The organism is Paucibacter sp. Y2R2-4 (genome assembly GCF_025717535.1).
Lineage (GTDB): Bacteria > Pseudomonadota > Gammaproteobacteria > Burkholderiales > Burkholderiaceae_C > Paucibacter_A.
On the sequence record NZ_JAJIRO010000005.1, the window covers coordinates 297,941 to 318,688 of the forward strand.

General features: G+C 62.7%; 20 protein-coding genes. 15 read left to right on the forward strand and 5 right to left on the reverse strand.

Translation table 11 applies throughout. The features are described 5' to 3' along the window. Position 1 precedes the first annotated feature (1 nt). The 4 genes from LNV06_RS19815 to kynB all read right to left on the reverse strand — a co-directional run bounded on the left by LNV06_RS19815 (position 2) and on the right by kynB (position 3,705). Positions 2-796 (reverse strand): ABC transporter substrate-binding protein, encoded by a 795-nt coding sequence (locus LNV06_RS19815; protein WP_263540013.1) that lies wholly within the window; start codon positions 794-796, stop codon positions 2-4. Between the two features lie 122 nt (positions 797-918). Next, positions 919-1,767 carry a tryptophan 2,3-dioxygenase gene (gene kynA, locus LNV06_RS19820; protein ID WP_263540014.1) on the reverse strand — a complete coding sequence of 283 codons (849 nt, stop codon included), beginning with the start codon at positions 1,765-1,767 and terminating at the stop codon, positions 919-921. Beyond that, a complete protein-coding gene (gene kynU, locus LNV06_RS19825) occupies positions 1,764-3,062 on the reverse strand; it encodes a kynureninase (RefSeq protein WP_263540015.1) in 1,299 nt (432 codons plus the stop codon). The genes kynA and kynU overlap by 4 nt, the downstream gene beginning before the upstream one ends. A gap of 19 nt (positions 3,063-3,081) precedes the next feature. Further along, on the reverse strand, positions 3,082-3,705 hold the full coding sequence (kynB, locus tag LNV06_RS19830; protein ID WP_263540016.1) for an arylformamidase: 624 nt from the start codon (positions 3,703-3,705) through the stop codon (positions 3,082-3,084). 221 nt (positions 3,706-3,926) lie between these two features. On the opposite strand from kynB, the gene LNV06_RS19835 reads away from it, so the two are divergent. From LNV06_RS19835 to LNV06_RS19895, 13 genes are all read left to right on the forward strand, one after another. Next, entirely contained in the window at positions 3,927-6,278 is a 2,352-nt protein-coding gene (locus LNV06_RS19835; RefSeq protein WP_263540017.1) for a bifunctional salicylyl-CoA 5-hydroxylase/oxidoreductase, read from the forward strand. A gap of 3 nt (positions 6,279-6,281) precedes the next feature. Further along, positions 6,282-7,049: an SDR family NAD(P)-dependent oxidoreductase gene (locus LNV06_RS19840; protein ID WP_263540018.1), complete on the forward strand. Its 768-nt coding sequence runs from the start codon at positions 6,282-6,284 to the stop codon at positions 7,047-7,049. Continuing rightward, positions 7,049-7,591 carry a MarR family winged helix-turn-helix transcriptional regulator gene (locus tag LNV06_RS19845; RefSeq protein WP_263540019.1) on the forward strand — a complete coding sequence of 181 codons (543 nt, stop codon included), beginning with the start codon at positions 7,049-7,051 and terminating at the stop codon, positions 7,589-7,591. The genes LNV06_RS19840 and LNV06_RS19845 overlap by 1 nt, the downstream gene beginning before the upstream one ends. Continuing rightward, positions 7,591-8,445, forward strand: a complete 855-nt coding sequence (locus LNV06_RS19850) for an enoyl-CoA hydratase family protein (protein ID WP_263540020.1) — start codon at positions 7,591-7,593, stop codon at positions 8,443-8,445. The genes LNV06_RS19845 and LNV06_RS19850 overlap by 1 nt, the downstream gene beginning before the upstream one ends. Positions 8,446-8,447: 2 nt before the next feature. Next, positions 8,448-9,602 (forward strand): acyl-CoA dehydrogenase family protein, encoded by a 1,155-nt coding sequence (locus LNV06_RS19855; protein WP_263540021.1) that lies wholly within the window; start codon positions 8,448-8,450, stop codon positions 9,600-9,602. Beyond that, complete coding sequence (locus tag LNV06_RS19860) at positions 9,599-11,215, forward strand: AMP-binding protein (protein WP_263540022.1); 1,617 nt, start codon at positions 9,599-9,601, stop codon at positions 11,213-11,215. Before LNV06_RS19855 ends, LNV06_RS19860 begins: the two co-directional genes overlap by 4 nt. Further along, positions 11,212-11,676: an acyl-CoA thioesterase gene (locus tag LNV06_RS19865; RefSeq protein ID WP_263540023.1), complete on the forward strand. Its 465-nt coding sequence runs from the start codon at positions 11,212-11,214 to the stop codon at positions 11,674-11,676. The genes LNV06_RS19860 and LNV06_RS19865 overlap by 4 nt, the downstream gene beginning before the upstream one ends. Further along, a complete protein-coding gene (locus LNV06_RS19870; RefSeq protein ID WP_263540024.1) occupies positions 11,673-12,086 on the forward strand; it encodes a RidA family protein in 414 nt (137 codons plus the stop codon). The genes LNV06_RS19865 and LNV06_RS19870 overlap by 4 nt, the downstream gene beginning before the upstream one ends. 93 nt (positions 12,087-12,179) lie before the next feature. After that, the gene (locus LNV06_RS19875; RefSeq protein ID WP_263540025.1) at positions 12,180-13,355 is read left to right on the forward strand and encodes an acyl-CoA dehydrogenase; all 1,176 of its coding nucleotides are present in this window, start codon (positions 12,180-12,182) and stop codon (positions 13,353-13,355) included. 124 nt (positions 13,356-13,479) lie between these two features. Further along, positions 13,480-14,034 carry a GrpB family protein gene (locus LNV06_RS19880; protein ID WP_263540026.1) on the forward strand — a complete coding sequence of 185 codons (555 nt, stop codon included), beginning with the start codon at positions 13,480-13,482 and terminating at the stop codon, positions 14,032-14,034. A gap of 17 nt (positions 14,035-14,051) precedes the next feature. Further along, on the forward strand, positions 14,052-14,624 hold the full coding sequence (locus LNV06_RS19885; protein WP_263540027.1) for a dihydrofolate reductase family protein: 573 nt from the start codon (positions 14,052-14,054) through the stop codon (positions 14,622-14,624). A 30-nt stretch (positions 14,625-14,654) separates the two neighbouring features. Further along, complete coding sequence (locus LNV06_RS19890; RefSeq protein WP_263540028.1) at positions 14,655-15,005, forward strand: DUF2200 domain-containing protein; 351 nt, start codon at positions 14,655-14,657, stop codon at positions 15,003-15,005. Between the two features lie 163 nt (positions 15,006-15,168). After that, complete coding sequence (locus LNV06_RS19895; protein WP_263540029.1) at positions 15,169-15,582, forward strand: hypothetical protein; 414 nt, start codon at positions 15,169-15,171, stop codon at positions 15,580-15,582. 66 nt (positions 15,583-15,648) lie between these two features. Here LNV06_RS19895 and LNV06_RS19900 read toward each other — a convergent pair whose 3' ends face one another. After that, entirely contained in the window at positions 15,649-15,996 is a 348-nt protein-coding gene (locus LNV06_RS19900; protein WP_263540030.1) for a DUF6172 family protein, read from the reverse strand. Between the two features lie 617 nt (positions 15,997-16,613). Between LNV06_RS19900 and LNV06_RS19905 the strand changes: the two genes are divergently transcribed. After that, positions 16,614-18,593, forward strand: coding sequence for a GGDEF domain-containing protein (locus tag LNV06_RS19905; RefSeq protein ID WP_263540031.1), 1,980 nt, complete (start codon positions 16,614-16,616; stop codon positions 18,591-18,593). Between the two features lie 116 nt (positions 18,594-18,709). After that, positions 18,710-20,743 carry a GGDEF domain-containing protein gene (locus LNV06_RS19910; protein WP_263540032.1) on the forward strand — a complete coding sequence of 678 codons (2,034 nt, stop codon included), beginning with the start codon at positions 18,710-18,712 and terminating at the stop codon, positions 20,741-20,743. The last annotated feature ends 5 nt before the right edge of the window (positions 20,744-20,748 follow it).

The window sequence follows — 20,748 nt, forward strand, 5'->3', positions numbered from 1 at the left end:
CTCAGTCGCGAATCAAGATGTCGCTCAAGCCGTGGCGCTGCGCGAAGCGAGCCAGTCGGCCATCTTTCTTGGTGCTGGCGACAAAGTTGTTGATGCGCTGCAACCAAGCCTCATCGCCGGGTTTGACGGCGTAGGCATAGGGCAGGATGTGAAACGGCGAAGGGGGTGGCACCAAGCGCGCCCAGTCGGTGTTCTCCAGCAGGCGATGGCTGTAGGGGTAGTCGGTCATGAAGATATCGACGCGCCCCGACTCCAGCTCCTGCTCCCGGGTGGCGGGCGGCTTGATCACCACCATCTCTGCCTGCTTGAGCCAAGCACCGACCACGGGCTCGATAAAGGTGGCCGCTTGCACGGCCACTTTGATGCCAGGCTTGTCGATATCCGACCATGTCTTGATGCTGCGATTCGATCGGGTCGTGATGCCGTAGACGTCACTTTGCAAATAGGGCGAAGAAAAGCGCAACTGCTTTTGCCTCTCGGCGGTGATGCCGATGGCGAACATCGAGACATCGCAGCGGTCTTGCTTCAAGTCTTCCACCAGTTTGGGGAAGCTGGATTCCACATAAACCAGTTTCAAGCCCAGGTCCTTGGCCAAAGCAGCGGACATATCGATGTCAATGCCGCTGAGTTCCTGGGTGCGCGGGCTGCGGTAGCTGACGCCGTAATAGGCGGGCCAAATGCACACCCGCAGGGTTTGGCTGGTCTGAACACGCTGCGAAACCTCTCCGGCAAGACCTGACCCCGCGAACATCCACAAGAACAATACCGAAAGCGGACAGCGCAGCGAACATGGCATGACAAGAATCCCTGAGTTTCTCGGTCCATAGGCTTGGCTCTGCGGCCAAGCTCTGCTGCACCGACTCTATCGCAAAGACCTCCTCAGGCGCAGATTGTTGAGGGACGCTTTCAAAGGGCTTTTTAGAGTTCGGTGCGCAGGGCCCACAGTTCGGGGAAGAGCACCACATCCAACATCTTGCGCAGATAGCCCACGCCCGAGGTGCCGCCGGTGCCGCGCTTGAACCCGATCACCCGCTCCACGGTGGTGACATGGCGGAAGCGCCAGAGGCGGAAGGCATCCTCCAGGTCAACCAGTTCCTCGCCCATTTGATAGAGGTCCCAGTGCTTGCTCGGGTCGCGGTAGACCTCCAGCCAGGCAGCCTTGACGCCTTCATCGGCGTTGCGCGCCTGGGTCCAGTCGCGCTCCAAAGCCTCAGCGGGCACCGCAATGCCGCGCCGAGCCAGCAAGCGCAAGACCTCGTCGTAGAGCGAGGGCGCGCGCCAGGCGGCCTCGACATCGGCCAACAGGTCCGGCCGGTGTGCATGGGGCTTGAGCATGGCCGCATTCTTATTGCCCAGCATGAACTCGATGCGGCGGTACTGCGCGCTCTGGAAGCCACTGCTGTTGGACAGATAGGGGCGGATGGCGGTGTACTCGGGCGGCGTCATCGTGGCCAGCACATCCCAGGCATGTACCAGCTGCTCCATGATGCGCGAGACCCGCGCCAGCATCTTGAAGGCCTCGGGCAGCCGGTCCGCCGCCACGCAGGCCACGGCCGCCTGCATCTCATGCAGCATCAGCTTCATCCACAGCTCCGAGGTCTGGTGCTGCACGATGAAGAGCATCTCGTTGTGCTCGGGCGAGAGCGGATGCTGGGCGCTGAGGATCTGGTCCAGATGCAGATAGTCGCCGTAGCTCATGTCTTTGGAGAAGTCGAGCTGGGCCTTCTCCTCGCGAACGATGGCCTCGGTGTTGTGCGGGCAACTCATGTCACGGCTCCTTGCTTTTGAAACTCAGGGCGCTGCCATTCCTTCAGACTCAGCACCTGATGCAGATGTTCGACGGCATCGAAGACATCGGCGAAACCGATGTAGAGCGGCGTGAAGCCAAAGCGCAGGATGTGCGGCACCTCGGCGAGGCGGCTGGGGTCGCCCGCGCGGAAGTCACCGATCACGCCGCGCGTAATCAAGGCCTGAATGACGGCATAGCCGGCTTCGTGCAGCGGCGCATCCAGACTCAGACAGACCTGGCTGCCGCGCTTGGCCTCGTCGCGTGGCGAGGCCAGGCGCACGCCCAGCTGGGCGCAGCGGGCCTCGGCCAGTTCGATGAAGAGCTCGGTCAGAGCGATCGATTTTTTACGCAGTGCGGCCATGCCGCCGAATGGCTCTGCCGCCAAGACCGTGTCCACGCCGCATTCCAGCGCGGCCAGCGAAAGCATGGCCGGTGTACCGCAGATGTAGCGCTTGATGCCCGCCGCCGGTTGGTAATCGGTGGTGAACTGGAAGGGCGCCGCATGGCCCAGCCAGCCCGAGAGCGGCTGCCAAAAACGTTCGGCATGGCGCGGGTGCGCCCACACAAAGGCCGGCGCGCCGGGGCCGCCATTGAGGTATTTGTAGCCGCAACCGATGGCGAAGTCGGCATTCGCGCCTTTCAGGTCCACCGGCACCGCGCCGGCCGAGTGCGCCAAGTCCCAGATCACCAGGGCGCCGGCCGCGTGGGCGGCGGCGGTCAGCGCCTGCATATCGTGGCGATAGCCGGTGCGGTAGTTCACCTCGGTGAGCATCAGCACGCCCAGCTCGGCGTTCAAGGTCGCGGGGATCTCGTCCACATGGTCGACCAGCTTCAGCGTCCAGCCATGCTGGCGGGCCAAGCTCTCGGCGATGTAGAGATCGGTCGGGAAGTTGCTGCGCTCGGAGACGATCAGCTTGCGCTCAGGTGCCAGCTGCTGGCTGATGCCGATGGCGGCGGACAGCACCTTGTACAAATTCAGCGAGGTGGAATCGGCCACGATCAACTCGCCGGGCGCCGCACCCACCAGTCGCGCAATCTTGTCGCCGATGCGGCTGGGCAGGGCTATCCAGCCGGCGGTGTTCCAGCTCTTGATGAGGTCGTGGCCCCATTCTTTCTGAATCACTTCTTGCACCCGGCCCAGCGTGGCGCGTGGCAGCACGCCTAGCGAATTGCCGTCCAGATAAATCGTGCCGGTCGGCAGATCATATTGATGCTTCAGTTCGCGCAGCGGATCTTCTTGGTCCAGCACATCGCAGTCTTGTCTTGTGGTCATGGGGGGCTCCTGTAGGAATTCAAAGCTCGCGCAGCACGGCGCGAACGGGGGATGCGCAAGCGCCGGCCAGCTTCAGCGGCAGCGCAATCAATTCATAGTCGCCTTCGGCCACCTCGTCCAAAACGAGGTTCTCCAGCACCCGCAAATCCAGGCGCATCAGTTGCTGGTGGCTGTCCAGGCTCTTGCTGCTGCTCGGGTCGACGGAGGGAGTGTCCAGGCCGATGAGCTTCACGCCATTTGAGGCCAGCCAGGCCACGGTTTCGGGGGCGAAGGCGCTGAAGTCGGGGTTCCAAGTGGTGTCGGCGCGCTCGCAGCAGCGCACCAAGATGCGCGCCGGCAGATTGGCGGCGGCGTGGCGCAGATGTTCGATCTGGATCAAGGGGCCGCAGTCGATGGCATGGATCACCCGGCAGTGCCCCAGATAGGGGTCTAACTCCACCTCGGCGCTGCTGGGCGCGCCGTTGGCGTAATGCAGCGGCGCATCGGCATGCGCGCCCACATGGGGCGACATGGTGATAGCACTCAGATTGACCGGGCAGTTCGGCGAGAGCGTGGCCGTCCAGTTCAGGCGGTAGGGTTCGTCGCCCGGAAAGATCGGCGCCTCAGCGCTGACCAGCGGGGAAATATCCCAGAGTTTTTTCATCGGTGTAAGCCTTTCTTGGGCTTGCGTTTGGGCAGCGGGCGAGACCATAACAACGCTTGTGCCTGCGTGGTGTCGGTTAATTCCAACATCGCACAGGCGGCTTGGCAAGCGCTTGTTTTTTGAATTTCGGTTCGGGAATTTCCCGGGGGTGAGTCCTTGGTAATTTGATTGACACCTAAACTATCAAGACCTAAAGTGGCTGCAAACGAGGAGACTCCAGCATGCGCATCACCTGCATTGGCGGCGGCCCGGCCGGCCTGTATTTCGCGCTCTTGATGAAGCAGCAAAACCCTGCGCATCAAGTGACGGTGCTAGAGCGCAACAAGTCCGGCGACACCTTTGGCTGGGGCGTGGTGTTCTCAGACCAGACCCTGGGCGCCATGCGCGAGGCCGATGCGAAGACGGCCGACGCCATCCTCAATGCCTTCAACCATTGGGACGATATCGAGGTCCATATGCAAGGGCGCACGCTGCGCTCGGGCGGCCATGGTTTCTGCGGCATTGGCCGTATGAAGCTCCTGAACATTTTGCAGGCGCGCTGTGTCGAGCTGGGCGTGGACCTGCGCTATGAATGCGATGTGGCGGATGACGAAGGCCTGGACGCCGACATCATCATCGCCTGCGACGGCTTGAACAGCCGCATCCGCAACAAGTACGCGGCGACCTACCAGCCCGACATCGATCTGCGCCAATGCCGCTTTGTCTGGCTGGGCACGACCAAGCTCTTCGACGCCTTTACTTTTGATTTTCAAAAGACCGAGCAGGGCTGGTTCCAAGCCCATGCCTACAAGTTCGACGACACCCATTCCACCTTTATCGTGGAGACGCCCGAGTCGGTGTGGCGGGCCGCCGGCCTGGAGGCCATGAGCAAGGAAGAGGGCATCGCTTTTTGTGAGCACCTCTTCGCCAAGGTTTTGGATGGGCACAAGCTCATCAGCAATGCCGCGCATTTGCGCGGTTCGGCGCAGTGGATTCGCTTCCCGCGCGTGGTCTGCAAAAACTGGGTGCATCACAACGGTCGTGCGCCGGTGGTCTTGATGGGTGACGCTGCCCACACCGCGCATTTCTCCATCGGCTCCGGCACCAAGCTGGCCTTGGAGGACGCCATCGCCCTGGCGCGTGATATCGAGCAGGCCGGCGGCGACTTGGAAGCGGCTCTGGCGGCCTATCAGGCCAGCCGCTCGGTGGAGGTCTTGCGCATTCAGAACGCGGCGCGCAATTCGACTGAATGGTTCGAGAACGTGGAGCGCCATGCACGTCTGGCGCCCGAGCAGTTCGCCTATTCGCTCTTGACCCGCTCGCAGCGCATCTCGCATGAGAACCTGCGCCTGCGCGATTCGGCCTATATGGATCAGTTCGAGACCTGGCTGGCGGCTCGCTCGGGCCTGCCCGCGCAATCCGGCGTGCCGCCGATGTTCACGCCCTTCAAGCTGCGCGAACTGACGCTTAAGAACCGCGTGGTGGTCTCGCCGATGGCTCAGTATTCTTGCGTGGACGGCCTGCCGGGCGACTATCACCTGATGCACCTTGGCGCGCGCGCCGCCGGTGGCGCCAGCCTAGTTTTTGCCGAAATGACTGCGCCCTCGGCCGAGGGGCGCATCACCCCGGGCTGCCCGGGGCTCTACACCGATGAACAAGGCGAGGCCTGGGGCCGCATCGTGGATTTTGTTCACCACCACAGCAGCGCCAAGATCGCCATGCAACTGGGCCATTCCGGCGCCAAGGGTTCAACCCGGCTGGGCTGGGAGGGCATCGATCAGCCGCTGCCCGAGGGCAACTGGCCGCTGATCTCTGCTTCGGCTCAGCAATATCTGGACGGCGTGAGCCAGACCTCGCGGGCCATGAGCCGCGCCGAGATGGACCAGGTGCTGGCGGACTTTTGCGCCGCCACCGAGCGCGCTGCGCGTGCAGGATTCGACTGGTTGGAGCTGCATTGCGCCCACGGCTATTTGCTCTCCAGCTTTCTCTCGCCCTTGACCAATCGGCGCGAGGATGAGTACGGCGGTTCGCTGGAAAACCGCCTGCGCTTCCCTCTAGAGGTCTTCAAGGCCATGCGCGCGCTGTGGCCACAGGAACGGCCGATGTCGGTGCGCATCTCGGCGCATGACTGGGTGGAGGGCGGCAACACGCCCGAGGATGCGGTGCAGATGGCGGCGGCCTTCAAGGCGGCCGGGGCCGATTTGATCGATGTGTCCTCCGGCCAGGTCAGCAAGCAAGAAAGGCCGCGCTATGGCCGCATGTGGCAAACCCCTTTCTCTGAGAGCATTCGCAACCGGGTCGGCATTGCCACCATGGCGGTGGGTGCTATTTCCGAGGCTGACCATGTCAACAGCATCATTGCCGCCGGCCGCGCCGATCTCTGCGCGATTGCCCGCCCGCATCTGGCCAACCCGGCCTGGACGCTGAGCGAGGCCGCGCGCATCGGCTACACCGGGCGGGTGGGGCTGGACTGGCCCAAGCCCTATCTCTCGGGCAAGTCGCAGCTGGAGAAAGAGTTTGAGCGTCAGCGCGCGGCAGCGGCGGCAGCGGCGGGTGCAAGTCAGGATGAGGCCAACAAGGCCTTGGGAGTTTGAGCTGTGAAATCTCTGAATCTGCAAGGCCTGCATGCGGTGGTGACCGGTGGCGGCAGCGGCATTGGCGCTGCGGTGGCCAGCGCGCTCTTGGAGGCCGGTGCTTCGGTGACGGTGATGGGTCGCAATCTGGACCGCTTGCAGGGCCAGGTGGCGGCTTTGATGCCGCTCGGTGTGATCGATTGTTGTGAATTGGATGTGAGCGACGAGGCCAGCGTGAAGGCCGCGTTTGCGGCGCAGGCAAAGGTGGACATCCTGGTCAACAACGCCGGCCAGGCCGAGACGGCGCCGCTCGCCAAAACCTCGCTGGACCTGTGGCAGCGCATGTTGAACGTCAATCTGACCGGTACCTTTTTGTGCTCCCGCGAGGTGCTGGCCGGCATGAGCGAGCGCGGCTTTGGCCGCATCATCAATGTGGCCAGTACCGCGGGCCTGACCGGTTATGCCTATGTGGCCGCTTATTGCGCGGCCAAGCATGGGGTGGTGGGCATGACCCGGGCGTTGGCCCAAGAGGTGGCCAAGAAGGGCATCACGGCCAATGCCGTTTGCCCCGGCTACACCGAGACCGAGATTGTGGACCGTGCGATTGCCAACATCATGGCCAAGACCGGCCGCAGCGCCGAGCAGGCCCGCGCCGAGTTGGCCGCCAGCAACCCGCAGGGGCGCTTGGTGCAGCCCCAGGAAGTGGCCGACGCCGTGCTCTGGTTGGCGCGGCCCGACAGCGCGGCCATGAATGGACAGGCGATCTCGGTCTGCGGCGGGGAGCTCGGCTGATGGGCCTGGACCTGGAGTCCCGCGCCCTGGCGGAGGATCATCAGGCCTTGCGCCTGTGGCTGCGCTTGCTGGCCTGCACCAACCGGGTGGAAGGCGTGATTCGCAAGCGCTTGAGCCAGGACTTCGCCACCACCTTGCCGCGCTTTGATTTGCTGGCCCAGTTGGAGCGCGCGCCGCAGGGTTTGAGCATGCGCGAGCTGTCCAAACGCTTGATGGTGACCGGCGGCAATATCACCGGCATCACCGATCAGTTGGAGGCCGAAGGCCTGGTGCTGCGCGAAGCCCATCCCAGCGACCGGCGTTCTTACACCGTCAAGCTCACCGCGGCCGGCAAGCGCCTGTTCAAGCGCATGGCAGCCACCCATGAGCAATGGGTGATCGAGCTGCTGGAGGGCTGGAGCCCGGACGAGAAGACCCAGGTCTACGGTCTGCTCGCCGGCTTGAAAACTCATTTGAGCGGACTGGAATCCGATCCGCCGGTCAACAAAAAAACGGTCAGGCCGCTTCGCGCGGCCCGCGCATTGAAAAAGGAGCCTCTGTGATGAATCCCCAAGGCATCAGCCCCCATCTGCTGGAGGGCAACCGGCAGAGCCTGCAAGGCTTCGCCCCGCAGCATTTTGGCTGGCAGGTGGACGGGCAGGTCGGCGTCATCACGCTGAACCGCCCGGAGCGCAAGAACCCCTTGACCTTTGAATCCTATGCCGAGCTTCGCGATCTGTTCCGGCGCCTGAGCTATGTGGACGAGGTACGCGCCATCGTGCTGCAGGGCGCCGGCGGCAATTTCTGCTCGGGCGGCGATGTGCATGAAATCATCGGGCCGCTGACGCAGATGTCCATGCCCGATCTCTTGGCCTTCACCCGCATGACGGGCGATCTGGTCAAGGCGATGCGGGCCTGCCCGCAGCCTTTGATTGCGGCGGTAGACGGCGTATGCGCCGGGGCGGGCGCCATCATGGCCATGGCCTCTGATTTGCGTGTGGGCACGGCGCGCTCCAAGACGGCGTTTTTGTTCACCCGCGTCGGCCTGGCCGGTTGCGATATGGGCGCTTGCTCCATCTTGCCGCGCATCATCGGTCAAGGCCGAGCTTCGGATCTGCTCTACAGCGGCCGCAGCCTGGGTGGCGAGGAGGGCCTGAGCTGGGGCTTCTTCAACCGCTTGGCCGAACCCGAGGCGCTGCTCAGCGAGGCGGTGACCTGGGCGCAGCAAATCGCCAGCGGCCCCAGCTTCGCTCATGCGATGACCAAGAAGATGCTGCATCAGGAATGGGCCATGGGCGTGGACGAGGCCATCGAGGCCGAGGCCCAGGCGCAGGCCATTTGCATGATGACGCAGGACTTTCACCGGTCCTACCAGGCCTTTGTGGCCAAGCAGCGCCCCGAGTTCAAGGGAGATTGAACATGAACCCGCTGAAGCATTTGGAATGGCCGTTCTTCGAAGACCGCCACCGTGAGCTGGCGCTGCAGCTGGAGGGCTGGTGCAGCGAGTATCTGCACAGTGGCCATGGCGCCGATGTGGATGCGGACTGCAAGTCCCTGGTCAAGGCCTTGGGGCAGGGCGGCTGGCTGAAGCATGCGATTGCTGGCACGGCCTTGGGCGGCACGGCCGAGGTGATAGACACCCGCGCCATTTGCCTCCTGCGTGAAACACTGGCGCGCTACAACGGGCTGGCGGACTTTGCCTTTGCCATGCAAGGCCTGGGCTCCGGCGCCATCTCTTTGGCCGGCACTGACGCCCAACGTCAGCGTTATCTGCCCCGGGTGGCGCGCGGCGAGGCTCTGGCGGCATTTGCCCTGTCTGAGCCCCAGGCCGGCTCGGATGTGGCGGCCATGCAGTGCAGCGCGGTGCAAGACGGCGACAGCTATGTCTTGAACGGCGTAAAGACCTGGATCTCCAACGGCGGCATTGCCGACTTCTACATCGTCTTTGCGCGCACAGGCGAGGCTCCGGGTTCACGCGGCATTTCGGCCTTCATCGTGGACGCGGATCTGCCCGGCTTTGAAATTGCTGAGCGTATTCATGTCATCGCCCCGCATCCACTGGCCCGGCTGCGCTTCAATAGCTGCCGTGTGCCCAAGAGCCAGATGATTGGCGTGCCCGGAGAGGGCTTCAAGCTGGCGATGCGTACGCTGGACATCTTCCGCACCTCGGTGGCGGCAGCCGCGCTGGGTTTTGCGCGCCGTGCGCTGCAAGAAGGCTTGCAGCAGGCCAAAAGCCGGGCCATGTTTGGCGGCACCTTGGCCGAGCTGCCGCTGACCCAAGCCAAGCTGGCCGATATGGCCTGCAGCGTGGATTCATCGGCCTTGCTGGTCTACCGCGCTGCCTGGCAGCGCGACCAAGGCCAGAACGTGACCCGCGAGGCCGCCATGGCCAAGCTGATGGCGACCGAGGGCGCGCAGCGGGTGATTGACTCGGCGGTGCAGCTTTTCGGCGGCCGTGGCGTGCAAAGCGGCGAGGTGGTGGAGTCGCTCTACCGCGAGATCCGCGCCTTGCGCATCTACGAAGGTGCGAGCGAGGTGCAGCAACTGATCATCGGAAGGGATTTGTTGAAATGATTGCCTCCGCTCATGTCGACACTTTCACCCGCGACCATCTGCCCGCGCCCGAGCTGTGGCCCGAGCTGATCTTTGAGTTGCCGGAGCTGCAGTTCCCCGAGCGGCTCAACTGCGCTACCGAGCTGCTGGACCGCTGGGTCGAGCAAGGGCAGGGCGAGCGCCTTTGCCTACAAGGCGCAGATGGTTTGCGTTGGACTTATGCCGAGCTGCAGCGCCAGGCCAATCGCATCGCCCATGTGCTGGTGCAGGACCTGGGCCTGGTCAGCGGCAACCGCGTCTTGCTGCGCGGCGCCAACACGGCGGAGATGGCCGCCTGCTGGTTTGCGGTGCAAAAAGTCGGGGCGGTGGCGGTGGCCACCATGCCGCTCTTGCGCGCCAAGGAACTGCAACAAGTCATAGCCAAAGCGCAGATCAGCCATGCGCTGTGTGATCAGCGTTTGGCGGAAGAGCTGCAGCTGGCGCAGGCGCAATGCCCGCAGCTGCGCAGCCTTAGCTACTTTCACTCCGAGGCCGAAGACGGCTTGGAGGCGCGTGCGGCGCGTCACAGCGAGGTCTTCGTCAATGCCGACACCGCCGCCGATGACTGCTGCCTGATCGCCTTCACCTCCGGCACCACCGGTGCGCCCAAGGGCACCATGCACTTTCACCGCGATGTGATGGCCATCTGCCGCTGCTGGCCGCCGCAGATGCTGCGCGCGCAGCCCGACGATGTCTTCATTGGCAGCCCGCCGCTGGCCTTCACTTTTGGTTTGGGCGGCTTGCTGCTGTTCCCGATGACTGTGGGCGCCTCCACCGTCTTGTTGGAGAAGGCCTCGCCCGAGGCTTTGTTGCCAGCAATTGCACACTATCGCGCCAGCGTGATGTTCACCGCTCCCACCTCCTACCGGGCCATGGCGCCGCAGGTGGGGGCGCATGATTTGAGCAGCTTGCGCAAATGCGTCAGCGCCGGTGAGGCTTTGCCGGCCGCCACCCGCCAGCTCTGGAAAGAAGCCACCGGCATCGAGTTGATCGACGGCATTGGCGCCACCGAGCTTTTGCACATCTTCATCTCGCACGATGAGGCCCATGCCAAGCCGGGCGCCACCGGCGTGCCGGTGCGCGGCTACCGCGCTTGTGTGCTGGACGAGCAGGGTCAGGTCTTGCCTGCGGGCCAGGTGGGTCGGTTGGCCGTCAAAGGGCCGACCGGCTGCCGCTATCTGGCCGATGAGCGTCAGCGCAACTATGTGCTGAACGGCTGGAACCTGACCGGCGACGCCTATCTGGTCGATGAGCAAGGCTATTTTGTCTACCAGGCCCGCACTGACGACATGATCATCTCCGGCGGCTACAACATCGCCGGGCCCGAGGTCGAGGCGGCGCTGCTGCTCCACCCGGCGGTGGCGGAGTGCGGCGTGATCGGCCAGCCCGATGAGGAGCGTGGCCAGATCGTCAAGGCGGTGGTGGTTTTGCGCGCGGGCTTTGCGGCCGGGCCTGAGCTGCAGCGAGAGCTGCAAGACTTCGTCAAGGCGACGATTGCGCCTTACAAATACCCGCGCGCCATTGAATTCCGCTTCAGTCTGCCGCGCACCGAGACCGGCAAGCTGCAGCGCTTTCGCTTGCGGAGCCCGGCATGAGCGCTGAAGCCGTGAACATGCCCCAGTGGGTCTATCAGCGCGAGGAGTTGGTGCGCTTCGGCCATTGCGACCCAGCCGGCATCGTGTTCTACCCGCGCTACTTTGAGATGCTCAATGCCGTGGTGGAGGACTGGTTCACCCACAGCCTGGGCGTGGACTATGCGCAGCTGCTCGGGCCACGCCGTGTCGGCATGCCGACGGTGCACTTGAGCAGCGAGTTCAAACGCGTCAGCCGCATGGGCGAGCGCCTGAGCCAGCGCGTGGCGATCCGAAAGCTGGGGCGAACTTCTCTGACGCTGACAATTCATTTCGACGGACCGGCGCACAGCGCAGCATTCGATGACGGCCGCGTGGCCTTCGAGCAGATCTTGGTTTGCACCAACCTGGACAGCCACAAAGCCCAGCCTTTTCCGCCCGATTTACGCGCCGCCCTGGAGCGAGCCCAAGGAGTATCCGCATGACGAGCCCCAGCCTCAAACAAGTGTTGCAACCGGCCGACTGGGCCAAGCCCAAGGGCTATGCCAACGGCGTGGCCGCGCAGGGCCGACTGGTGTTTGTGGCCGGCCAAATCGGCTGGAACGGGCAGTGCCAGTTCGAGAGCGATGACTTCATCGACCAAGTGCGGCAGACCTTGCTGAACGTTCGCGCGGTTCTGGCCGAAGCCGGCGCCACGCCCGCCCATATGACCCGCATGACCTGGTATTTGCTGGACAAGCAGGAGTACCAAGCGCGGGGCCGCGAGGTCGGCCAGGTCTACCGCGAGGTGATGGGCGCCGAGTACGGTGTCGCCATGGCGGCGGTGGTGGTGGCCGGTTTGATGGAAGATAGAGCCAAAGTTGAGATTGAAGTGACGGCTGTTGTGCCGCATTGATTGACTCATTCATCCTTTCATCCATTCATTCATCGATGAGGCTTGGCATCCTCATGATTTTTTAGTTGCAAGAGAAGTAATCGAGACACCACCATGAGCAAAGCCAAATTCCACTGGGACGACCCGCTGCTGCTGAACGAGCAACTCAGCGAAGACGAGCGCATGATTCGCGACGCCGCCCAGGCCTATTGCCAGGAGCGCTTGGCGCCACGGGTGCGCGAGGCCTTCAGGCATGAGCGCACCGACCTTGAAATCTTCCGCGAGATGGGCGCCATCGGCCTGCTCGGCCCCACCATTGCGCCGGAGTACGGCGGCCCGGGCCTGAGCTATGTGGCTTATGGCTTGATCGCCCGCGAGGTGGAGCGCATCGACTCGGGCTATCGCTCGATGATGAGCGTGCAAAGCTCGCTGGTGATGGTGCCCATCAATGAATTCGGCAACGAGGCCACCAAGCGCAAGTATTTGCCCAAGCTGGCCAGCGGCGAATGGATCGGCTGCTTCGGCCTGACCGAACCCAACCACGGTTCAGACCCCGGCAGCATGATCACCCGCGCCAAAAAGGTAGACGGCGGCTACAGCCTGAGCGGCGCCAAGATGTGGATCACCAACTCCCCGGTGGCCGATGTGTTTGTGGTCTGGGCCAAGGACGACGGCGGGCAGATCCGCGGCTTTGTGCTGGAAAAGGGCTGGAAGGGCCTGTCGGCCCCGGCCATCCATGGCAAGGTGGGCCTGCGTGCGTCCATCACCGGCGAGATCGTCATGGATGAAGTCTTCTGCCCGGAGGAAAACGCCTTCCCCGAGGTGCGCGGTCTCAAGGGCCCGTTCACCTGCCTGAACAGTGCGCGCTACGGCATTGCTTGGGGCGCCTTGGGCGCGGCCGAAGATTGCTGGCACACCGCGCGCCAGTACACCCTGGACCGCAAGCAGTTCGGCAAGCCCTTGGCTGCCAACCAGTTGGTGCAAAAGAAGCTGGCCGATATGCAGACCGAGATCACCTTGGGCCTGCAAGGCTGCTTGCGCCTGGGTCGCATGAAGGACGAGGGCACAGCCGCCGTGGAAATCACCTCCATCATGAAGCGCAACAGCTGCGGCAAGAGCCTGGAAATTGCTCGCATGGCCCGCGACATGCTGGGCGGCAACGGCATCTCGGACGAATACGGCGTGGCCCGCCATTTGGTCAACCTGGAGGTGGTCAACACCTATGAGGGCACGCACGACATCCACGCCCTGATCTTGGGCCGCGCGATGACGGGGATTGCGGCATTCTGAGCTGAAGGCTTGGGCGGCTAAGGCCGCCTCTTCTACGCTGTGACGCATTGCTGCTCGATCAGCAGCATTGTTGAGTGCCGCTGATCTCAAACCTTAGCTCCTATCAAGCATGCCTCCCAGAACCGTGGCAATCGTCGAATACCAGACCAGTTGGTGCGCTGAGTTTGAAGGCATTGCTGCTCGGCTGAGAGAAGCACTCGGAAGCCAAGCGCTTCGTATCGACCACATCGGCTCCACCGCCGTGCCAGGGCTTGCGGCCAAGGACATCATTGATGTTCAAGTGACGGTAGACCCACTGAACGACGAAATCTCGAGGCAGTTTCTTGCTGCAGGATTCACGGTCCATACAGAGATCACTCGGCGCGACCATCTGCCACCCGGCTTCGAGGCCAGAGATCAAGATTGGACCAAGTTCTTCTTTATGCAGCGCTCTGGAGAGCGTCGGTGCAATATTCATGTGAGGCAGTTGGGTAAACCAAACCAACGGTACGCACTGCTGGTCCGAGACTTTCTTCGAGCCGATGAGCGGGTCGCTGCGGCCTATTGCGAACTGAAGAAGCGGCTCGCTTTGGCGCTTGCCGATGCGGACGCTTATCCTGATGTCAAAGACCCGGTGGCAGACATCATCTACCTTGCAGCCGAGCGATGGGCGCAGGCAAGTGACTGGCGCCAGGCCTAACTCGGAGAATCATCGCCATGGGTCTCTTGACCTTCAGCCTCAATCTCACCCTCGATGCTTGCGTCGACCACCAGGAGGGAATTGCCGACGACGAGACGCATGCCTTCTTTACCCGACTCATGGACGATGCCGGGGCCATGCTGTGGGGCCGGCTTAGCTACGAAATGATGGAGAACTATTGGCCGGCGGTCGCGTGTGGCGATGCCCAGGCGCCATCGGCGATGCGCGAGTGGGCCGTCAAGTTGGAAGCGAAGCCGAAGTTCGTGGTGTCTTCGACGCGAACGGTTTTCCCATGGGCCAACAGCCACCATCTCGCCGGAGACCTGCGCACGAGTGTGCTCAAGCTCAAGGAGTCCACTCCCGCTGGCGTACTCCTCGGAAGCGGCATGCTTGCGAACGAGTTGGACCGCTTGGATCTGATCGACGAATACAAGTTTCTCATTCACCCCAGGATTGCCGGTCATGGCCCGAACTTGTATGAACGTGGGCTGCCCAATACCCGGCGTCTTGACTTGCTGTCAGCGACACCGCTTCGCAACGGCGCTGTGGCGATGCACTATCGGCGCGCGCGTGGCGAATGTGGCCGATAGCCCTCGATACCAACAACAGGAATCAAGCTTGTGGCTAGTCATCCAATCTTTGCGACCCCGTTTTCGAAGGTTTACCCCTTGTATCTGCAGAAGGCGATGCGCAAGGGGCGCAGCAAGGAAGAAGTCGATCGCGTCATCTGCTGGCTCACAGGCTACGAGCTTGTGGATTTGGAGCGGCAAATCGCGTTGCAAGTCGACTTTGAGCAATTCTTCAATCACGCGCCGCAGTTGAATTCGAGCAGTTCGCTCGTCACTGGGGTGGTTTGTGGAGTCAGGGTTGAGGAGCTGGCGGACCCCTTGATGAAGAAGATCCGCATCTTGGACAAGCTCATCGATGAGCTTGCCAAGGGCAAGACGATGGGAAAAGTACTCAGGCAATGAGCGCGATGGGCTGCTACTCTTGCGCCGTCCTTTGAAAGCTCTGTAGCAAAGCTCGCTTTGCCGAAAGACGTTAACGCGGTTCCCCAGCGGAGTCGCCCGTGGATCAAGTCAAATCGCCCAGGCGGCCTTGCGACCGCAATTCAAACCCAAGCTTAGGCCTCAGATGTTCAGCATTCCTACCCTTCGCGGCACCGTGTTCTTCATGGCGGCCTGGAGTGCTTTTTTTGCACTAGCGATTGCGACCGCAGGAATCAATGTCGCAGCAATTGTTTGCGGAGGCTTGCTCGGAGCCTTCGCCGGCGCAATGGAGTCACAGGCGCTTCGAGGCTTGCCGACAGAACTCTCGAATGCATCGGCTGATTTCCAACTGCGCCGCAAGGCCTTCCTGGCGACATGGCCGGGGAAACTGTTTCTCGGGGCTGAGGTGCTGTGTGGCTTGTTGATGCTGGCCGTTGCTTTTCAACAGCAGACTGCCGCTTGGCTGGCACTCTTGGCGGCTTTTGGCTTGGCCCGCCATAGCTTGCTTTTGATGACCCATGTGCTGCCCAGCCAAACGGCTGGGAGCAAGCTTGCCTAAAAAGGTCGTACCTTGAAGGGGCGCCTCTTGATCACCGGGCGGGATCGCTGATCTGAACAGGTCGGATTAAGCGTCGCTCATGCGGTCCGCCTCTGAAGCGCCGCCGTCATCGGGGCCTGCATCGCCGGGCGCACGTGGTTTGCGGATCCCCGGCTTGGCCAGCAATTCCAAATAGAAAGAGTCGGCGTTCTCGGCGGCATAGGCATTGATACGCGCTGTGATGGCGCTGAACTCGATCACCTCGGCGGTGGCCGGGCTGCTGCCAAAGCGACAGTCAAAGTCCCAAAAGTCCACGCCTGCGGGCTTGGCCTTGTTTTGCTCGCGTTTGATGTATTTGCGGATTTCGTGCTTGGTGGCTTCCAGCAGGCGGTCCGGGTGCTTGCCTTCGATCTTGAGTGGGAATGTTTTTTTCATGGATGGCAGACCTTGTTCGGCACGGGTGAAAGAGTCATGGCCGTGCTCAGTGAGGCGCGGCCTTTGCGAGAAGATGAAACGAAAAATAGGCTGCCGGCGGAGGTAGAGGTGGACCTAGCGTCAAGCCTGATTGCGCCAGCGCTCAACTGGGGATTATCGGGTGTTTAGCGCCTCTCAGTTTCAAGGATCAAGAGGGCTTGGCCGTCTGCATATGCGGCGATACTGTGTTGCAATGATTCAGAGGTCTTGGGTCATGGTGCGCTTGAGGGCGCGCCGACCGTGCAGCTGTTCATGGCAGGTCGGGTGGGGGTTCGGGGTTTGTTTTTGGAGTTGGGTCGCGGGATGCGCTGCCCAAGATTGATGCAGACATGAAGCGAATGCCGAGGGCCACTGTCGCGAGTTCCTACGCCAGGTTTGCGCTTGGCGAGTGGCGCAGCGCTTTGTTCCTGCCGCTGCACCTGTTACTGCTGCCGCTGGCCTTGTTGCTGAGCGGATGCAAACCGCAAACCGATAGCGAAACAGCCGCGGCGCCTTCGCCAAGCTCATCCAGCAGCGCGGCAAGCTCCTTTGACACGACTCCAAGGCCTGATGCTTCTGGCGCCACTGAAGATGGCCCTATGTGGCCTCAGTTGGAGCAGATCGAGCGCAGCGCGCACAGCCGGCCGCGTGAAAGCGATGAGGCCTTGCAGGCCTTGGCGAGCCAAGTCAAGCCCGGCAGCGCCGAGTGGGTCGAGTTGCTGTCCTTGCGCGGCAATGCCAATGCTGAATTACGCATCTCGGCGCAAACCAATGCCTTGATTGCCAGCTTGCAGGTGCAAGACACTCTGGCACCGCCGCCCGGCGCTGCGCCCATGTCATCGTCGCAGGCTGAGGCTTCAGCGATGTCTGCCCGTTTGGCGGTGGCTTTGATGCAGGCGCAGGTCTTGCAGCGCGATGGCAAGAACGACCTGGCGGTTCAACGCCTGGAACTCTTGCGCAGCCTGCCTGAGTCTCAAACCAGCTGGCGTTTGCGCCTGCGCAGCTACGGCTTGTTGGCCTCGATGCTGGCCGACTCCGGCAATGTGGAAGCGGCGATTGATGCCGGCTTGCAAAGCCTCAAGCTGGCTCAGCAGAGCCAGCGGACTTGGCGCCAAGCGCACAGTCTGGCGACACTGGCCTATGTTTATCTGCGCGCTCAGCAGCCGGAATTGGCACTCAAATCCAGCGAGGAGGCGATGGTGAAGGCTTTGTTGGACCCCGACCCCATGCTGATGTACCGGGTCTGCAATGCTCGCGCCATTGTGTTGGCCGAGTTGGGACAGGCAAAACAGGCTGAGGCGGCCAGCCAGCAAACGCTGAACTACGCCCGTGAGACCGGTTCGGGCACCTTGCTGGCCTTGGCGCTGGGCAACCATGCGGACTATTTGATGCGCCAGGGCAAGTACAACCAGTCGATGCGTTTGTCTCAAGAGGGGCTGGTGCTCGCGCAGGAGTCCGGCGATCAGCTCAGCGAGGCCTTGGCGCGGTTGAACATCGGCTTGTCCAAGATTGCGCTCAAGCAGGTAGACGAAGGCCGCCGTGAGGTGATCAAGGCCATTGCCATGGACGAGGCCCAAGGGCAAAAGGCGGCGGTGGCCGAAGATTGGCATGAGCTGGGGGTTTACCTTGAGCGTGCCGGTGAATGGGCCGATGCGGTGGATGCCTACCACCGCCACCGGGTGCTCAGCGACCAGCAGCTGCGTGAAGACAGCCGCAAAGCGGTGTTGGAATTGCAGGCGCGTTTTGACGATGAACGCCAGGCCAAGGAGATCACCTTGCTGGACCGCAGCAACAAGCTCAAGGCCGAGCAACTGCTGGCGCGCGATTTGCAACTGCGCTTGTGGCTGGCGGTGGCGGCCTGCGTGGTCTTGCTCGGCGTCTTGTTGACCCTGGCCTATCAACGCATTCGCGTCAGCAACCAAGCCTTGGCTCGCAGCAATGCCGATTTGCGCCGCCAAGGCGAGCGCGACCCTTTGACGGGCCTGGCCAACCGGCGCCACTTTCAGACCGCCATCAAGCGCTTGGCTGAACAGGGCAAGCTGCAGGGCACGGTGTTTCTGATCGACATCGACCATTTCAAACGCATCAATGATGTGCATGGGCACGCCGCCGGCGATGCGGTTTTGGTCGAGGTGGCCCAGCGCCTGGGCGCCACCCTGCGAGAAGAAGACTTGGTGGTGCGCTGGGGCGGTGAAGAATTTTTGATCGTGGTGGATGACCGTCAGGTTGCCACGGCCACCGCCTTGGCGCAGCGCTTGCTGGACCAGATCGCGCTGATGCCGGTCAGCTACGGGGCGCAGCAAATTCATGTCAGCGCCTCCATCGGTTTTGCCAGCTTTCCGCTGGCGCCCCATGCCTTGTCGGTGAACTGGGAGCGCGCCATCGATCTGGTGGACACGGTGATGTATATGGCCAAAGCGCATGGTCGAAACCGGGCCTTCGGCATCGAGGCCATGGCGGTCGAAGACGAGGCCGGCTTGGCCGCAATGGCCGGCCGCATGGAGTCGGCCTGGCATGAGGGCACAGTGAAGTTGCAGGCCTTGCATGGGCCGCATCGCTTCGAGGAGGGCAAGGCATGAGATGGGGCAGGTATGAGGCCAAAGCGGCGGCGGGGCTGGCCTGTTTTTTCAGCTTGTCCGCGTGGTCCCGTTGGTGCCGTTTTCCCCGTTTGTGCGCACGGCTTGTTCTGCTCAGCTTGATCAGTCTGCTCGGGGGCGCGCAGCTGGCACTCGCTCAAGCCCCAAGCGCCGAGCCGCGGCCGGCTTTGAATCTGGCATTGGACGCCGAGCTGAGCCGCTTGTTGCGCATCGGTTTTGACAAGCCAGAAAAAGCCATGCAGGGCTTGCAGGAGTTGCGCCGGGCAGCAATTACGGCCCGTCAAGAAGGGCAGTTGCGCTTGGCTGAAGCTCGCTTGCAAGTGCTGGCCGGCGATTTGGACGGGGCAAAGGCGACCGCCGCGTTGCTGGAGCGGGATGCCGCGGTGCCCATCGAAGCGGTCAAGCTTTTGCATGCGGAGATCATGGAGCGTGCCGGCCAAACCGGCGATGCCGCTGAACTGGCGCACCAGGCCCTGCAGGGCTTGGAGTCCACCTGCCCAACTCCGGCTAGCAGTGGCAGTAGCGGCAGCCCGCCGCCGCGCTCAATCGAGGGCTGTGACTTCCGTTTGGCCTGGTCGGCGCTGCGCGTGCTGGGCCGCAGCCAGCTCAAGGAAGGGCGTCTGCCGGTGGCGCTGGCCACGGCGCAGCGCGGCTTGGAGCTGGCCGAAGCCGGCGGTGACAGCTTGTTGAGTGCTTTGAGCCTGGGCCAAATGGCCTTGCTGGAAATGCGCCAACAGCAAGCCGAGCGAGCCACGGCCAATTTGGCGCTGGCCGTCAAGAAGGCGCAAGGCGACAGCTTGACCCTGGCCCAGCTGAAAAACTTTGAAGCCAATCTGGCGGCGTCCCGCGGTGACAGTCGAGGCCAGTTGAAAGCCTTGGAAGACGGACTGCGTCTGGCTATGGACTTAGGGGCCGGGCGCTTATCGGCCCAGCTGCTGTCGAACACGGCCGACGCTTATCTGCAGCTGCAGCAGCCGGCCAAGGCGCTGGCCCTGGGGCGCCAGGCTTTGGCGGAGTTGCTGCGCTTCAAAGATGTGCGGGTGGAGCGCAGCACCCGCCTGAACATTGCCCTGGCCCTGATTCAGCTGGGGCAGTTTGATGAAGCGCGGCGCGAGCTGGCGCGCGGCAGTGTCTTGCGCGGCGAGCAGCCGGACCAAGGCCTGCGCGCGCAAGAGCTGCAGGAACTGGGCGAGGCCTGGGCCAAGGCCGGCCAAGCCAAGGAAGCGATTGCGCTCTATCACGAGGAACGCAAGCTCAGTGCCGATCTGACGGCACGCAACCGCGAAGCGGCGCTGCAGCTGCTCAAAATCAAGTACGACAGCGACCGCAAGCAGCGCGATTTGGAGCTCTTGCAGCGCGAACGCAGCTTGGTGGACAGCCAACTGCTGAACCGCAAGCTGGCGCAGCAGGTGGGCATTGCTTTGGCGCTGCTGCTGGGCCTGAGTTTGGTCTTGGTGGCGGTGATGGTCAAACGGGTGCGTGCGGCTCAAAAACGGCTGAAGGCCAATGAGCTGCTGCTGCGTGCACAAAGCGAGCGCGACCCACTCACCGACCTGGCCAATCGACGCCACTTGTTGGCGGTGATGGCCATGCAGCCCAAGGCCCAGTTCAGCGGCGCCTTGTTGATGGTGGACATCGACCACTTCAAGCATGTCAACGACGAGTACGGGCACGGGGTTGGCGACCTGGTGATCTGCGAAGTGGCGCGGCGCATCAGCCATGCGGTGCGTAGTGTGGACCTGGTGGTGCGTTGGGGTGGTGAAGAGTTCTTGGTCTTCGCGCCCGATGTGTCGCAAGAGCAGTTGATGCAATTGGCGCAGCGCATATTGGATGAGGTGGCCTATCTGCCGGTGCAGACCGAAACCGGGCCACTGCGGGTGACGGTGTCGATCGGCTTTGCGCATTTCCCCTTGCCGCCGGCCATGCTAGACCTGCATTGGGAGCAAGCCGTCAACTGGGCCGATATGGCCCTTTACACCGCCAAGTCGCGCGGGCGCAATCGTGCCATGGGCATCGCCACCGTGGCGGCCGGCGACGCCGATGCCTTGATGCAAATCGAGGCGGATTTTGATGCCGCCTGCTCCTCCGAACGGGTCAGCTTGGTGGAAGTGATGGGGCCTTCGGCGCTTTGAGAGCC

Excerpts from the sequence above, each read along its gene's own strand:
- kynB (WP_263540016.1), bottom strand. The coding sequence starts at position 3,705 with ATGAAAAAACTCTGGGATATTTCCCCGCTGGTCAGCGCTGAGGCGCCG.
- kynU (WP_263540015.1), bottom strand. The coding sequence starts at position 3,062 with ATGACCACAAGACAAGACTGCGATGTGCTGGACCAAGAAGATCCGCTG.
- LNV06_RS19845 (WP_263540019.1), top strand. The coding sequence starts at position 7,049 with ATGGGCCTGGACCTGGAGTCCCGCGCCCTGGCGGAGGATCATCAGGCC.
- kynA (WP_263540014.1), bottom strand. The coding sequence starts at position 1,767 with ATGAGTTGCCCGCACAACACCGAGGCCATCGTTCGCGAGGAGAAGGCC.
- LNV06_RS19855 (WP_263540021.1), top strand. The coding sequence starts at position 8,448 with ATGAACCCGCTGAAGCATTTGGAATGGCCGTTCTTCGAAGACCGCCAC.
- LNV06_RS19900 (WP_263540030.1), bottom strand. The coding sequence starts at position 15,996 with ATGAAAAAAACATTCCCACTCAAGATCGAAGGCAAGCACCCGGACCGC.
- LNV06_RS19835 (WP_263540017.1), top strand. The coding sequence starts at position 3,927 with ATGCGCATCACCTGCATTGGCGGCGGCCCGGCCGGCCTGTATTTCGCG.
- LNV06_RS19885 (WP_263540027.1), top strand. The coding sequence starts at position 14,052 with ATGGGTCTCTTGACCTTCAGCCTCAATCTCACCCTCGATGCTTGCGTC.
- LNV06_RS19895 (WP_263540029.1), top strand. The coding sequence starts at position 15,169 with ATGTTCAGCATTCCTACCCTTCGCGGCACCGTGTTCTTCATGGCGGCC.
- LNV06_RS19905 (WP_263540031.1), top strand. The coding sequence starts at position 16,614 with ATGTGGCCTCAGTTGGAGCAGATCGAGCGCAGCGCGCACAGCCGGCCG.
- LNV06_RS19850 (WP_263540020.1), top strand. The coding sequence starts at position 7,591 with ATGAATCCCCAAGGCATCAGCCCCCATCTGCTGGAGGGCAACCGGCAG.
- LNV06_RS19875 (WP_263540025.1), top strand. The coding sequence starts at position 12,180 with ATGAGCAAAGCCAAATTCCACTGGGACGACCCGCTGCTGCTGAACGAG.
- LNV06_RS19870 (WP_263540024.1), top strand. The coding sequence starts at position 11,673 with ATGACGAGCCCCAGCCTCAAACAAGTGTTGCAACCGGCCGACTGGGCC.
- LNV06_RS19865 (WP_263540023.1), top strand. The coding sequence starts at position 11,212 with ATGAGCGCTGAAGCCGTGAACATGCCCCAGTGGGTCTATCAGCGCGAG.
- LNV06_RS19860 (WP_263540022.1), top strand. The coding sequence starts at position 9,599 with ATGATTGCCTCCGCTCATGTCGACACTTTCACCCGCGACCATCTGCCC.
- LNV06_RS19815 (WP_263540013.1), bottom strand. The coding sequence starts at position 796 with ATGCCATGTTCGCTGCGCTGTCCGCTTTCGGTATTGTTCTTGTGGATG.